Source organism: Nocardiopsis exhalans (genome assembly GCF_024134545.1).
Lineage (GTDB): Bacteria > Actinomycetota > Actinomycetes > Streptosporangiales > Streptosporangiaceae > Nocardiopsis > Nocardiopsis exhalans.
Genome location: NZ_CP099837.1, coordinates 5,309,593 through 5,322,352, shown reverse-complemented (window position 1 = coordinate 5,322,352; position 12,760 = coordinate 5,309,593). Strand labels below are relative to the sequence as shown.

Annotated in this window: 12 protein-coding genes and 1 riboswitch; of the genes, 3 read left to right on the top strand and 9 right to left on the bottom strand. The window is 70.9% G+C overall.

All coding sequences use genetic code 11. The features are described from left to right. Positions 1 to 2: 2 nt before the first annotated feature. The gene (gene macS, locus NE857_RS23520; RefSeq protein WP_301184362.1) at positions 3 to 1,166 is read left to right on the top strand and encodes a MacS family sensor histidine kinase; all 1,164 of its coding nucleotides are present in this window, start codon (positions 3 to 5) and stop codon (positions 1,164 to 1,166) included. 73 nt (positions 1,167 to 1,239) lie between these two features. Here macS and NE857_RS23515 read toward each other — a convergent pair whose 3' ends face one another. Then, positions 1,240 to 1,788: a helix-hairpin-helix domain-containing protein gene (locus tag NE857_RS23515; protein ID WP_254417693.1), complete on the bottom strand. Its 549-nt coding sequence runs from the start codon at positions 1,786 to 1,788 to the stop codon at positions 1,240 to 1,242. Positions 1,789 to 1,858: 70 nt separating this feature from the next. Then, the gene (locus tag NE857_RS23510; protein ID WP_254417692.1) at positions 1,859 to 2,497 is read right to left on the bottom strand and encodes a molybdopterin-dependent oxidoreductase; all 639 of its coding nucleotides are present in this window, start codon (positions 2,495 to 2,497) and stop codon (positions 1,859 to 1,861) included. Positions 2,498 to 2,888: 391 nt separating this feature from the next. On the opposite strand from NE857_RS23510, the gene aroF reads away from it, so the two are divergent. After that, positions 2,889 to 3,935, top strand: coding sequence for a 3-deoxy-7-phosphoheptulonate synthase (gene aroF, locus NE857_RS23505; RefSeq protein WP_184365358.1), 1,047 nt, complete (start codon positions 2,889 to 2,891; stop codon positions 3,933 to 3,935). A gap of 80 nt (positions 3,936 to 4,015) precedes the next feature. Here aroF and thiI read toward each other — a convergent pair whose 3' ends face one another. From thiI to thiO, 7 genes are all read right to left on the bottom strand, one after another. Continuing rightward, complete coding sequence (thiI, locus tag NE857_RS23500; RefSeq protein WP_254417691.1) at positions 4,016 to 5,314, bottom strand: tRNA uracil 4-sulfurtransferase ThiI; 1,299 nt, start codon at positions 5,312 to 5,314, stop codon at positions 4,016 to 4,018. A 176-nt stretch (positions 5,315 to 5,490) separates the two neighbouring features. Continuing rightward, entirely contained in the window at positions 5,491 to 6,516 is a 1,026-nt protein-coding gene (locus tag NE857_RS23495) for a 6-phosphofructokinase (protein ID WP_184365356.1), read from the bottom strand. Between the two features lie 218 nt (positions 6,517 to 6,734). Continuing rightward, positions 6,735 to 7,388 carry a response regulator gene (locus NE857_RS23490; RefSeq protein WP_017581713.1) on the bottom strand — a complete coding sequence of 218 codons (654 nt, stop codon included), beginning with the start codon at positions 7,386 to 7,388 and terminating at the stop codon, positions 6,735 to 6,737. Positions 7,389 to 7,477: 89 nt separating this feature from the next. Further along, positions 7,478 to 9,502 (bottom strand): Stk1 family PASTA domain-containing Ser/Thr kinase, encoded by a 2,025-nt coding sequence (gene pknB, locus NE857_RS23485; protein ID WP_254417690.1) that lies wholly within the window; start codon positions 9,500 to 9,502, stop codon positions 7,478 to 7,480. A gap of 355 nt (positions 9,503 to 9,857) precedes the next feature. Continuing rightward, positions 9,858 to 10,679, bottom strand: a complete 822-nt coding sequence (locus NE857_RS23480) for a thiazole synthase (RefSeq protein ID WP_254417689.1) — start codon at positions 10,677 to 10,679, stop codon at positions 9,858 to 9,860. Positions 10,680 to 10,684: 5 nt separating this feature from the next. Continuing rightward, positions 10,685 to 10,897, bottom strand: a complete 213-nt coding sequence (gene thiS / locus NE857_RS23475) for a sulfur carrier protein ThiS (protein ID WP_017581716.1) — start codon at positions 10,895 to 10,897, stop codon at positions 10,685 to 10,687. A 26-nt stretch (positions 10,898 to 10,923) separates the two neighbouring features. Further along, entirely contained in the window at positions 10,924 to 12,153 is a 1,230-nt protein-coding gene (gene thiO / locus NE857_RS23470; RefSeq protein ID WP_254417688.1) for a glycine oxidase ThiO, read from the bottom strand. Next, positions 12,152 to 12,262: riboswitch (TPP riboswitch) on the bottom strand. It overlaps the preceding gene by 2 nt. Before the next feature lie 120 nt (positions 12,263 to 12,382). Here thiO and NE857_RS23465 point away from each other — a divergent pair. Then, a complete protein-coding gene (locus NE857_RS23465) occupies positions 12,383 to 12,742 on the top strand; it encodes an Rv2175c family DNA-binding protein (protein WP_026116701.1) in 360 nt (119 codons plus the stop codon). Positions 12,743 to 12,760: the final 18 nt, after the last annotated feature.

Genomic DNA, 12,760 nt, shown 5'->3' with positions numbered 1-12,760 from the left:
CCCTGGGCTTCGACGTCCCCCTCTGGCGCGCCTTCGCCCTCTACCGCGCCGTCGCCCTGGTCTACGCCCTGGTACTGGTCGTCCAGTACCACGAGTACCTGGCCAGGCCCTGGCTGGCCTGGGCGGTGCTGGTCGTCATGTCCGGCTGGACCGTGCTGACGACCTATGCCTACGCCCGCCCGGCCTGGCGCACCTGGCGGTTGCTCACCGCCGACCTGGTGGTCGCCTTCGGCTGCCTGTTCGCCACCGGTCTGGCCGCGACCCCCTTCTACCTCACCCAGGCGCCGCCGCTGAGCTCCTACTGGTTCGCCGGGGCCGCGCTGTCGGCGAGCGTCATCTGGGGCCGCCGGGGCGCCGCCACGGTCGCCCTCGCCTACGGGTTCGCCGACATCACCCTGCGCGTGCTCATGGACGCCGACGTCACCGCCGCCACCGTTCGGGGCGTGGTGCTGCTCCTGCTGGCCTGCCTGGCCGTGGGCTACATGGCCCGGGTCGCCGAGCAGGCTGAGGAGCGCTTCGCCCAGGCGGTAACCCTGGAGGCGCGCATTCGCGAACGCGAGCAACTGGCCCGCTCCATCCACGACTCGGTGCTCCAGGTGCTCGCCCTGGTCCGCCGCCGCGGGGACGAGATCGGCGGGGAGGCCGCCGAACTGGGCCGGATGGCCGGTGAACAGGAGGTGCGGTTGCGCTCCCTGATCACCGACGGCCTGGACTCGGCCGCGGCGGGCTCCTCGGCGCCGGGCGGGGCGTGCGCACCGGGCACTGCCATGGACCTCAGGGACGCGCTGCGCCGCCTGGAGTCGGTCCGGTTCTCGGTCTCGGCGCCCGCCACCCCGGTGCTCCTGCCCGGGTACGCGGTGGCCGAGCTGGCCGCCGCGGTGGCGGCGGCCCTGGACAACGTGGACCGGCACTGCCCTCCGCAGACCCGGGCGTGGGTTCTGGTGGAGGACGAGGAGCAAGCCGTCACTGTGACCGTGCGCGACGACGGCCCCGGCATCCCGCCGGGCCGACTGGATCGGGCCCGCGCGGACGGGCGTCTGGGCGTCGCCCAGTCCGTCCTGGGCCGGGTCCGCGACCTGGGCGGCAGCACCGAGCTGTACTCGGAACCGGGAGAGGGCACCGAGATCGAGATGATCGTCCCCCGGGACCGCCCCCTTCAGCCGTGATCTTGCTACCAGAAGCGCTGAGCCACTGAAACCCAAGGCGCCGAACTCGCTCCTGGTAGCAAGATCACGGGGCTCAGGCGGGGGTGCTGAACTTCAGGCCCGCCTCGGCGAAGGCTTCGTCGAGTACCCGGACCGCCTTGGGGCCCACCCCGTGCAGCGCCAGCAACTCCGGGCGCGTCATGGAGGACACCTCGGCGAGGGTGGTGAACCCGGCCTGGACCAGCGCCTGTGTGGCCGGTCTGCCGATCCCCCTGGGCAGGTCGCCGACCTTTCCCGGAACCGCGTGCTCGGCGGCGACGGCCCGCTCCGCCAGTTCCCTGGGGGCGTGCACCAGCCAGGCGCGGCGCACCCAGCGGTTGAGCGGCTGTCCGTCGACGTCGGCGAGGGGGACCCGCACCTCGACGGGCGAGGCGCCGTGGGTGCGCAGCTCGGCTGTGCGGTGGGCGGCCAGCAGTTCGTTGGCCTCGGCCGTGGGCAGGACCAGGCTCACCAGTCCCGGGCCGTCCACCCAGGCGAACCGCGCCCCCTGGACGAAGAACTCGCTCCCCAGCGGCCCGGAGTGCTTCTCGGTGGTCTCGGGGTGTGAGAGCGCTGCCTTGCGCAGCTGGGCTCTGGTCGTCATTCCACCACCTTAGACACCCGAACCGACACCTTCACCGGAGTGGCGCTCCTCGGCCGGGGCGGCGCTCCGTTCACTGGAGCGGCGGCCCGGCGCCGGGTTCCTCCTGGTGGGAGAAGCGCTCCTCACCCCAGGGGTCGGCCCGGTTGTGGTAGCCGCGCTCCTCCCAGAACCCGCGCCGGTCGCCGACCATGTACTCCACCGACCGCAGCCACTTCACGCTCTTCCACCCGTACAGGTGCGGTACCACGAGGCGCAGCGGGAAGCCGTGTTCGGGGGCGAGCGGGAGGCCGTCGCGGTGGGTGGCGAGCAGGACGCCGTCGTCGAGGAAGTCGTCCAGGCGCATGTTGGCGCTGTAGCCGTACTCGCCCCAGGCCATCACATGGGTGACTTCGGGGGAGGGCGGAACCAGCCGTACGAGGTCGGCCGCGCGGACCCCTCCCCAGGGAACGTCGGGAACGCTGAAGCGCATCACGCAGTGGAAGTCGCGCACCACGTCCGCGCGGGGGAGCCCGCCGAACTCCTCCCAGGTCCACCGGTAGGTGCCCAGGGACTCGGTGGCGCCGAACACGCGGAAGTCCCACCGCTCGGGCCTGAAGGTGGGGACCCGGCCGTAGTGCAGCGGCCTGTGCTCGTACCGGACCGCCTGCCCGGGAGGCAGCCGTAGCCGCTGTCTCCCGCCCGTGCCCGCGGCCTCCTCGCCTTCAGACAACCCGACCCCCGCTCGCTTTCTACGACTTCGGCCCTTCACGTCCGGTACCCCGGACCCTGGTGCGTTCCCTGCTCCTTGGGCGGGGACGCCGGCGTCCTGACATCCTGTCAGGCGCCGAAGAGAGCTAGGTCACTCCCCCCGCCTGTGCGAGGAGTCGCTGACTGTGCGCTATAGTCACAGCCATGCAGCGAAACTTTTGGCGCTTTTATGGCTACCGGCCCCACTCCCCGGTCGCCTGTAAAGCGCTGCGCTGACACAGACGACTTCCCAGGAGCCCCGGGCCGGTAACGGCCCGGGGCTCCTTTGTTTTCGCCCCGGGTCGGACCACCCCCCGGCACCGGCGCGACATCCGCGCGGCTCAGCCACCCAACCCACGAAACAGGGAAACCACATGGTCATCGTTATGGCGCCGGGCGCCACCGCCGACAACATCGACGCGCTCGTCGAACTGGTCACCTCCGCCGGAGGCGAGGCCTACGTGACGCGCGGTGTGAGCCGCACGATCATCGGCTTGGTCGGCGACGTCGAGCGCTTCCAGGACCTCGGCCTGGCCGCCAAGCCCGGTGTCAGCGACGTCCTGCGCATCTCGGCCCCGTACAAGCTGGTCAGCCGGGAGAACCACGACAGCCGCACCGTGGTCAGCGTGCGCGGCGTCCCGATCGGCGGCGACAACATGACCGTCATCGCCGGTCCCTGCGCGGTCGAGACCCCCGAGCAGACCCTCGAGGCCGCCCGGATGGCCAGGGCCGCCGGCGCCGCCCTCCTGCGCGGTGGCGCGTACAAGCCCCGCACCTCCCCGTACGCCTTCCAGGGACTGGGCGAGGAAGGCCTGAAGATCCTCGCCGACGTGCGTGAGAAGACCGGCCTTCCCATCGTCACCGAGGTCGTGGACGCCGCTGACGTCGAACTGGTCGCCTCCTACGCGGACATGCTCCAGGTGGGCACCCGCAACATGCAGAACTTCGCCCTGCTCCAGGCGGTCGGCGACGCGGGCAAGCCCGTCCTGCTCAAGCGCGGCATGAGCGCGACCATCGAGGAGTGGTTGATGGCCGCCGAGTACATCGCCCAGCGCGGCAACCTCGACATCGTCCTGTGCGAGCGCGGCATCCGCACCTTCGAGAAGGCCACCCGCAACACCCTGGACATCAGTGCCGTCCCGGTGGCGCAGAACCTGACCCACCTGCCGGTGATCGTGGACCCGTCGCACTCCGGCGGCAAGCGCGACCTGGTACTGCCGCTCTCCCGCGCGGCCATCGCGATCGGCGCCGACGGCGTGATCGTGGACGTGCACCCGAGCCCGGAGACCGCCCTGTGCGACGGTCCCCAGGCGCTGCTGGAGGAGGACCTGGCCGAGTTGCGCGACCTGTCCGCCACTCTGGCCACCCTGAGCGGCCGCACCCTCACCCCGGCGCCCGAGCGCGAGCTCGCCGCCCTGTGACGTGCCGGTCTGACGGCTGAGACAAAGGTGCCCCGGACGCTCGCGAGCGTCCGGGGCACCTTGCGTAGGCGCGGCCTCTGTTACTGAGCCGGGGCCGGGGCGGCGGCCTTGGCGGCGCTGGGAGCGACCCGGGAGGGCGCGGCCTCGCCCAGGAAGCTGGGCTTGTGCAGCTGGGCCGTGGTGACCAGCTGCTCGGCCAGCTCCTCGGCGTCCAGGCGCTTCTCGATCTGGCGCAGGTCCGGGATCTTGGCCGCGGTCTCCACCTGGCGCGGGGTCAGCATCGTGCAGCAGTCCTCGTCGGGCAGCTCCGAGATGGCCAGCGTCCCGATCCTGCGGGCCTGGTCCATGATCTCGGTCTTGTCCATGCCGATGAGCGGCCGCAGGATCGGCAGATCCACGGCGTCGTCCAGGGCGGTGATGTTGGTCATCGTCTGACTGGACACCTGGCCCAGGGCATCGCCGGTGATCAGGCACTCGGCCTTGAGGTCGTCGGCCAGGGCCTCGGCGGTCTTGAGCATCAGACGGCGCTGGGCGACGATCTGGAGCCGCTCGATACCGGAGCTCTTCAGCTGCTGCTGGGCCTTGCCGAAGGGCACCACGAACAGTCGCGAACCCACCTGGTAGCGGTCCAGCTGGCGGACCAGGCTGTAGGCCTTGTAGATGGACTCGGGGCCGGTGAAGGGCATCCCGGAGAAGTGCAGGAAGTCGACCTTCAGGCCGCGCCGGATCATCCGGTGGGCGGCGACGGGGGAGTCGATGCCGCCGGACATCAGCACCAGGCCGCGACCGCTCATCCCGGCGGGCAGACCGCCCTGACCGGGGATGCCGTCGGTGAAGACGAACGCCTCGTCCTTGTCGACCTCGACGTACAGGGTGTTGTCGGGGCGCTTGAGGTTCACCTTGTAGCCGTGCGCCTCGATGATCTTGGACCCGAGGAACCCGGCCAGTTTGCCGGAGTCCATCTCGAAGCGCTTGTCGCGGCGGCGGGCGCGCACCGCGAAGGTGCCCTCGCGGCCGGCCATCGAGCGCACGCCGACGTCCACGATGGCGTCCAGGTCCTTGGCCACCCGGCGTACCAGGTGCACCCAGACCACGCCCATGACGTTGGCCATGCGGTCGGCGATCTCGGCGACCTCGAGGTCGGAGGCGCCGGGCTTGCGCACGATGATCACACCGGCTCCGCGCTGGGAGAGGCGGACCTCGCCCAGGTCGCGCACGGAGTTCCGGATGTTGTTGTGCAGGCGGCGCTCGAACAGCTTGCGGTTGGAGCCCTTGAGAACGATCTCGCCGAGCTTCATGAGCACGCAGAGCTCGCCGAGCCCGGCGTCGGCTCCGACCTCGGTTACGGGGAGCGGCGCGGACTCCAGCGACGCGGACATGGTGCTACCTCCGGAGGGTGATGCCTGGGTTTCGCGAAAGGACGATGTCTTCCAGTATCGAACAATCCCCGGACCGCTCGGTCCATTCCCGGTCCCGGCCGTCCCGAGGTGAGACCCCGGACACGGCCGCGGCCCCTCCCCGGGCGGGAAGGGGCCGCGACAGAGGGCGGGAGTGACTAGCCGAAGAAGACCTCGGCCTCCTCGTAGCGCTCCGCGGGAACGGTCTTGAGGGTGTCGGTGGCCTCGGCCAGGTCCACCCGCACGATGTCGGTGCCCTGCAGGCCGACCATCTTGCCGAAGGACTTGTCGTGCACCGCCTCGATGGCGTTCACGCCCAGTCGGGTGGCGAGCACCCGGTCGAAGGCGGTGGGGGTGCCGCCGCGCTGGACGTGGCCCAGCACGACCGAGCGGGACTCCTTGCCGGTGCGCTTCTCGATCTCCTCGGCCAGGGTCTGGCCGATACCGCCCAGGCGCACGTGGCCGAAGGCGTCCTTCTCACCGGTGGCCAGTTCCAGCTGCCCCTCCTTGGGGTGGGCGCCCTCGGCGACCACGAGGATGGGGGCGTACTGGGTCTCGAAGCGGCTCTCGACGTGCTTGACGACCTCGTCCATGTCGAACGGGCGCTCGGGGATGAGGATGACGTTGGCGCCCGCGGCCATGCCCGAGTGCAGGGCGATCCACCCGGCGTGCCGGCCCATGACCTCCACGACGAGGGCGCGGTGGTGCGACTCCGCCGTGGTGTGCAGGCGGTCGATCGCCTCCATGGCGATGTTGACCGCGGTGTCGAACCCGAACGTGTAGTCCGTGGCGTTGAGGTCGTTGTCGATGGTCTTGGGCACGCCCACGACGTTGACGCCGCGGTCGTGCAGCTGGCGGGCCACACCCAGGGTGTCCTCGCCGCCGATGGCGATCAGGGCGTCAACGCCCAGCCCGGCCATGTTGTCCTTGACCCGCTCGACACCGCCCTCGATCTTCATCAGGTTGGTGCGGGAGGAGCCCAGGATCGTGCCGCCGCGCGGGAGGATGCCGCGCACGGCGCTGATGTCCAGGGGCATGGTGTCGCCCTCCAGAGGGCCGCGCCAGCCGTCCCGGAAGCCGATGAACTCGTACCCGTAGTCCTTGATGCCCTTCCGGACCACGGCGCGGATGACCGCGTTCAGACCAGGGCAGTCTCCACCACCGGTCAGCACCCCGACTCGCATACGACTTCTCCTCGACGTTGTGGGTGTTCACGGCGCAAGGCGCCATATGGTCTAGACCATAGTGGGCCCGGGCTCCCCGGGCCAACCCCTGCGCAAAGAAGCTTTCCGAAACTCCGGACTTTCTGACACCCGGCTTTCCGTAACACCCGTAGAGGCGGAACCAGGGCCACCACACCGCAGCTGTGTCAGGCAGTGCCGAAGGGGGGATCCCGCCGGGGTCATTCGTCCAAGCCCCGGTCGATGGCGTAGCGGACCAGTTCCACCCGGTTGTGCAGGTGCAGTTTGGTGAGGGTGTTCTGGACGTGGTTCTGGACCGTGCGGTGGGAGATGGTGAGGCGGCGCGCGATCTGCTTGTACGCCAGCCCCTTGGCGACCAGCCGCAGCACCTCGGTCTCGCGCGGGGTCAGCACCGGCGCGTCATCGGAAGGCTTCTCCTGGGCCGACAGCCGCCGGTACTCGCCGAGCACCAGACCGGCCAGCCCGGGCGTGTAGACCGCTTCCCCGGTGTGGACCCGCCGGACGGCGTCCAGGAGCTCCTCGCGCCCGGCGGACTTCACGAGGTAGCCGGTGGCCCCGGCCTTGACCGCGGCCAACACGTCGTCGCTCTCTCCGCTGGCCGACAACACCAGGACCCGAGGCGGTTCGGCCAGCGCCACCAGGGCCGCGGTCAGTTCCACGCCGTTGGTGTCGGGCAGGTGCAGGTCCACCACGGCCAGGGTGGGCCGCACCGCGGGGGCGATCCGCAGCGCCTTGGCGCCGTCGCCCGCCGTCCCCACCACCGTGAGGCCTGCCTCGGTCAGGTCACGCGCCACCGCTTCACGCCACATCGGGTGGTCGTCAACCACCAGTACCCGGATCTCGTCGCCGCTCATGCCGCTGACGATAGCGCGCGACCCCCCTTCCGCACAGGGGAAGAGGGGTCGCGGTCGCTCAGGTCCGCTTTGCGCGGCTGGCCTCCGGATCAGTTGTTGCCGCGGCCGTTCCCGTTACCGTTCCCGCGTCTGTCGTCGTCATCGTCGTCGTCGAGGTCGCCCAGACCGATGCCGCCAGGGGTGGCGGTGATCTTGATCTTGGTGCCCTCCGGGGCGGTGCCTGTGTGCGACTGGTGGCCGATCCTGCGGCCGCCGAAGATCCGTTCGACCTCGACCTCGAATCCGGCGTCCTCCAGGGCGTCGCGGGCGTCGCGGATGGAATCACCGATCACGTCGGGGATCTCGACCTCGGGCGGACCGCTGGACACGGTCAGGGTGACGGTGGCGCCGGGACCGACGTTGGTACCGGTGTCCGGGCTCTGGCTGATCACCGTGCCCTCGTCGATGCTCTCGCTCTCCTCCTCGACCACCTCGACCGTCAGACCCAGGTCGTTGAGGGTCTCCTCTGCGTCCTCCCGGGTCTCCCCGGCCAGGCTGGGCACCGGGATGCCGCTGCTGACGGTGAGCGTCACCGTGCCCTCGCGGTCGGCCTCCGCACCCGCTTCGGGGCTGGTGGCGAGCACCTCACCCGGGGCGTTGTCCGGGGAGTCCTGCTTCTCCTGGACGATGTTGCCCTCGTCGAAACCGAGGTCCTCCAGGGCCTTGACCGCGTTGGCGAAGTCGTCGCCCACCAGGTTGGGCATGGACACCTCCTGCGGCCCCTTGGACAGGAACACCGTCACCTCGTCGCCGGGAGACAGGCGTTCGCCGACCTCGGGGTCGGTCTCGCCGACCTGACCGGCGTCGGCCTCGTCGCTGTAGACGGTCTCGTCGGACAGCTCGAAGACCAGCCCGGCGCCGCGGATCTGCTCACTGGCGGCCTCGGGGCTCGCCCCCACCACGTCCGGGACGGACTCGAACTGGCCGAGGAGGAACCACCAGCCCGCCACGCCCACGACCAGGGCCATGGCGGCCGCGCCGACCACCAGCACGCGGTTGCGCGAGAACCACGACCTGCCCTCCTCGGGGTAGTCGTCGTACCCGTCGTCGTACTCGACCGGCGGCAGGTCGGCGCCGTTCATGTCCACGACCATGGTGGCGTTCTCGGTACCCGGACCGGCGCCGCCCGCGATCAGCTGGGGCGCGGTCATGGTGGCCGCGGAGTTCGCCTGCGGTGCCACGGGGGCCAGCGGGGCGCCCGCGGCCGCGCCCGTGACGGTGTCCGGCAGGGTCCGCAGGACGTCCAGGACCTTGGCCAGGTACTGGCCCGCGTTGCTCGGCCGGTACTTCGGGTCGCGCTCGGTGGCCTTGGTGACCAGCGCGTCCACATCGGCGGGCAGGTTGGGCAGGAAGTGCGAGGGCCGCGGAACGTCCTCGTTCACGTGCTGGTAGGCGATCGCGATCGGCGTTTCACCGGTGTGCGGCTGCCCGCCGGTGAGCAGCTCGTAGAGCATGATGCCCGCGGCGTAGACGTCGCTGCGCGCGTCGGCCACGCCCTTCTCGATCTGCTCGGGCGCCAGATAGGCGGCGGTGCCCATGAGCGTGCCGGTGCGGGTCAGTCCCTGGTTGGACTGCTCCACCGCGCGGGCCAGACCGAAGTCGGCCACCTTGACCCGGCCGTCCTTGCTGATCAGGACGTTCTCGGGCTTGACGTCGCGGTGCACCATGCCGGCCTGGTGGGCGGCGCCCAGCGCGGCCAGCACCGAGGCCATGAAGTTCAGGGCCTGCTTCGGGGCCAGTCGCCCGCGGTCCTTGAGCAGGTCGCGCAGGGTCTGGCCGGGCACGTACTCCATCGCCAGGAAGACGTGCCCCTGGTCCTCACCCTGGTCGAAGACCTGCACGACGTTGGGATGGGAGAGCTTGGCGACCGAGTGGGCCTCGTTGATGAAGCGCTGAACGAAGGTGGGGTCCTGGGCCAGGGAGGGGTGCATGACCTTCAGGGCCAGACGTCGGTCCAGTCTGAGGTCGTGGGCGACGTACACCGTCGCCATGCCGCCACCGGCGATCCTTGACTCGACGAAGTAGCGACGGTCCAGCGTCGCGCCTACTAGCGGGTCGGAAGTCGTCATGTCCACGGCGGAGTAGTGTCCTTGCTGCGGGGAGCGCGGGCGGTCGCGGCCGGTGGCGCGTACCCGACACCTAGTGTCGAACCGCCACGATAGCGGAATACGGTGTCAGGTCCTGCCCCGCGGTTCACGGTCGCGGCGCCCCTGTGTCCACCGTCATGGAAACCGACGAGGTCATCGGCGTGGGACGTTCGCGCCTGGGCGGTCTGTCGGTGCGGTGCCGCGGGCGGCACATACACCCCTCCCACGGTAGGGGACGGAGCCAAACCCGGCCGTGACGCCGCGCTGGACTTCTCTTTGCCCGCGCGCCCTCCCGGGCTCTGATGTCCCCGACTTCCTACCGCGGGATCGGCTGCGTGTTCGCTCAGACGACGTCGGGGCTGGAGGCCTGGGCGTGCCTGCGGACCGGGATGCGACCGGCCAGTCGGGCTCCGCGCCCGGCCCGGACGGCGTCGCGCATCGCGGCGGCCATGCGCACCGGCTCCTGGGCGCGGGTCACGGCCGTGGCCAACAACACCGCGTCGCAGCCCAGCTCCATCGCCAGGGCGGCGTCACTCGCGGTGCCGATGCCCGCGTCCACGATCACCGGGACGTTGGCCTGCTCGACGATGAGCTCCAGGTTGTGCGGGTTGCGGATCCCCAGCCCCGAGCCGATCGGTGCGGCCAGTGGCATGACGGCGGCGCAGCCCAGCTGCTCCAGGCGGCGCGCCAGCACGGGGTCGTCGTTGGTGTAGGGCAGGACGGTGAAACCGTCGTCGACGAGCGCCTCGGCGGCGTCCAGCAGCTCCACGGGGTCGGGCAGGAGGGTGTGCTCGTCGGCGACCACCTCCAGCTTCACCCAGTCGGTGCCCAGGGCCTCACGCCCCAGCCGGGCGGTGCGCACGGCGTCGGTGGCGGTGAAACAACCGGCGGTGTTGGGCAGCGGCCGGATCTCGTTGCGCTCCAGGACGTCCCACACCGAACCCTGCGTGCCCGGGGTGATCCTGCGCATCGCCACGGTGGTGAGCTCGGTCTCCGAGGCCAGCAGGGCCTCCTCCAGGACCTCCAGGGAGGGTGCCCCGCCGGTGCCGGTGATCAGCCGCGATCCGAAGGAGACTCCAGCGATGACCAGCGGGTCCTCAAGGGGTACCGCGCTTCGGGAAGCCGGTGTGTCGCCAGTGGTGCGTGTGATGGTCGTTTCGGACATGGCTGTCAGCCTCCCTGAACTGCGGTGAGTACGTCCACGCGGTCGCCCGCGGCCAGCGTGGTGTCCGCCCACACGGCGCGGGGCACCACCTCGTCGTTGACGGCCACCGCGATCCCGCCGCGGATCTCGCCGTTCCCGGCCGAGGTCAGGTCGCGCACGACTGCCTCCACCGTGGCCGCCGCGGTCTCTTGGGCCTGGCCGTTGATGATCAGTTCCACTGCTTCTCCCACGTCTCCCACGTCTTCTACTCCCACGTCCATCTGTCGGCGGCGAACCGGCGCGCGTACGGGGGCAGCGCGCCGGTGACCAGGGCCTCGGCCATGACCTCGCCGGTCACCGGGGCGAGCAGCACCCCGTGCCGGAAGTGCCCGGCGGCCAGGTGCAGGCCGGGAACCCGGGTGGGCCCCAGCAGGGGTTCGTTGTCGGGCGAGCCCGGCCGCAGCCCCACACAGGTCTCGGTGATCTCCAGCTCGCTCACCCCCGGGACGAGTTCGCGCGCGTCCCGCAGGACCTGCCAGAGCCCGCCCACGGTCAGGGAGGTGTCGTGGCCCAGCTCTTCCTGGGTCGCGCCCACGATCACCTCGCCGTCGGCCCGGGGCACCAGGTACACCGGGAAGCCGCGGACCAGGCCGCGCACGGTGCGGTTGACCAGCGGGTGTTCCCCGGCGGGGACCCGGGCGCGCAGCAGCTGTCCCTTGACCGGGCGCAGCGGTGGTACCACCGGCTCGGGCACCTTGACGCGGTCGCCCCAGCAGCCCGCGGCCAGGACGACCTGATCGGCGGGGAGAATAAAAGATACTGCGCCGGAGGCGTCCGTTGAGGGTGGTGGAGGGTCGGCCAGGCGCACGCCCAGCCGGGCGCCGTCGGGGCCGGGAGAGGTGACCTCCTCGGCGTGTCCGGTGATCTCGCGCACCCCCGCCCGCTCACCGGCACGGGCCAGCGCCAGCAGCAGCCTGCGCGGGTCCACGGAGTGGTCCTCGGGGGCCAGTACCCCGCCGCGCACACCCGGGGCGAGTGTGGGCTCCAGGCGTCGGCACTCGCGGCTGGTGAGCCGTTCGGTGGCGATGCCCAGGCGCTGTTGGAGGGTGTGCAGGTCGGTCAGGACCGCCAGGTCGTCGCGGTCGAAGGCGACCAGCAGTGTCCCGGTGCGCCGGTGGCCGACGTCGACGCCGCCGGCTTCCTGGAGTTCGGTGACGAAGTCGTCGTACAGGCGCGCGGAACGCACGCCGAACTCCATCAGCTCCTCCTCCCCGAACACCGCTTCGGTGGCGGGGGTGAGCATGCCGGCCGCGACGGTCGAGGAGGCGCGGGCGCCGGAGGGCTCGGTGACCGGATCGGGTTCGACCAGGGTGACGGCCAGGCCGCGCTGTGCGGCCCGCCAGGCGGTGACCCGTCCGATGACCCCGCCGCCGATCACCACGACGGTATTGGTAGGACGAATCTGTTCGTGAGGAGGAACTTCGATGGTGCGCATGGCGCCGTGTTCCACTCCCTTCGCCGGCATGACCCGGATCAGGTTCGTGCGGTCGGAGGCGGTGAGCCTCCCTCTCAGCCGGGTCCACCCGGCTCCCGCGGGACGTGTCTGTTCAGCCTCCATCCTAGGGGAGGACGTCCAGCGGGGAGTGGTGGGGATCTCCGAGGCGGGCGCCTCCCACGCTGCCCGATGGTCTCCGGGAAGGGGCAGGGTGTGGCAGATTGGTGAGGTGACACAAAGCGATCGTGAACTCGACGAACTCGTCGGCGAATGGCTGACCCTGCGTGAGGCGGCCAGGCCGCTGGGCGTGAGCCCCAACCGGATCAAGACCTACATCCGTGAGAACCGCCTGATGGGCGTGGTCCGCGCCGGTGAGCTCTCCATCCCCGCTGCCTTCCTGGACGGCGACGACCTGGTCAAGGGCCTGCCGGGCACCATTGTGCTGCTCACCGACGCCGGTTTCTCCACCGAGGAGGCCCTGCGCTGGCTGTTCACCCCGGACGACACCCTGCCGGGCACGCCGATCCAGGCCATGCGCGAGAACCGGGGCACCGAGGTGCGCCGCCGGGCCCAGAGCATGGCTTTCTAGTCGTACAGAGCATGGCGT

Excerpts from the sequence above, each read along its gene's own strand:
- NE857_RS23515 (WP_254417693.1), bottom strand. The coding sequence starts at position 1,788 with ATGACGACCAGAGCCCAGCTGCGCAAGGCAGCGCTCTCACACCCCGAG.
- aroF (WP_184365358.1), top strand. The coding sequence starts at position 2,889 with ATGGTCATCGTTATGGCGCCGGGCGCCACCGCCGACAACATCGACGCG.
- thiI (WP_254417691.1), bottom strand. The coding sequence starts at position 5,314 with ATGTCCGCGTCGCTGGAGTCCGCGCCGCTCCCCGTAACCGAGGTCGGA.
- NE857_RS23495 (WP_184365356.1), bottom strand. The coding sequence starts at position 6,516 with ATGCGAGTCGGGGTGCTGACCGGTGGTGGAGACTGCCCTGGTCTGAAC.
- NE857_RS23490 (WP_017581713.1), bottom strand. The coding sequence starts at position 7,388 with ATGAGCGGCGACGAGATCCGGGTACTGGTGGTTGACGACCACCCGATG.
- NE857_RS23480 (WP_254417689.1), bottom strand. The coding sequence starts at position 10,679 with ATGTCCGAAACGACCATCACACGCACCACTGGCGACACACCGGCTTCC.
- thiO (WP_254417688.1), bottom strand. The coding sequence starts at position 12,153 with ATGCGCACCATCGAAGTTCCTCCTCACGAACAGATTCGTCCTACCAAT.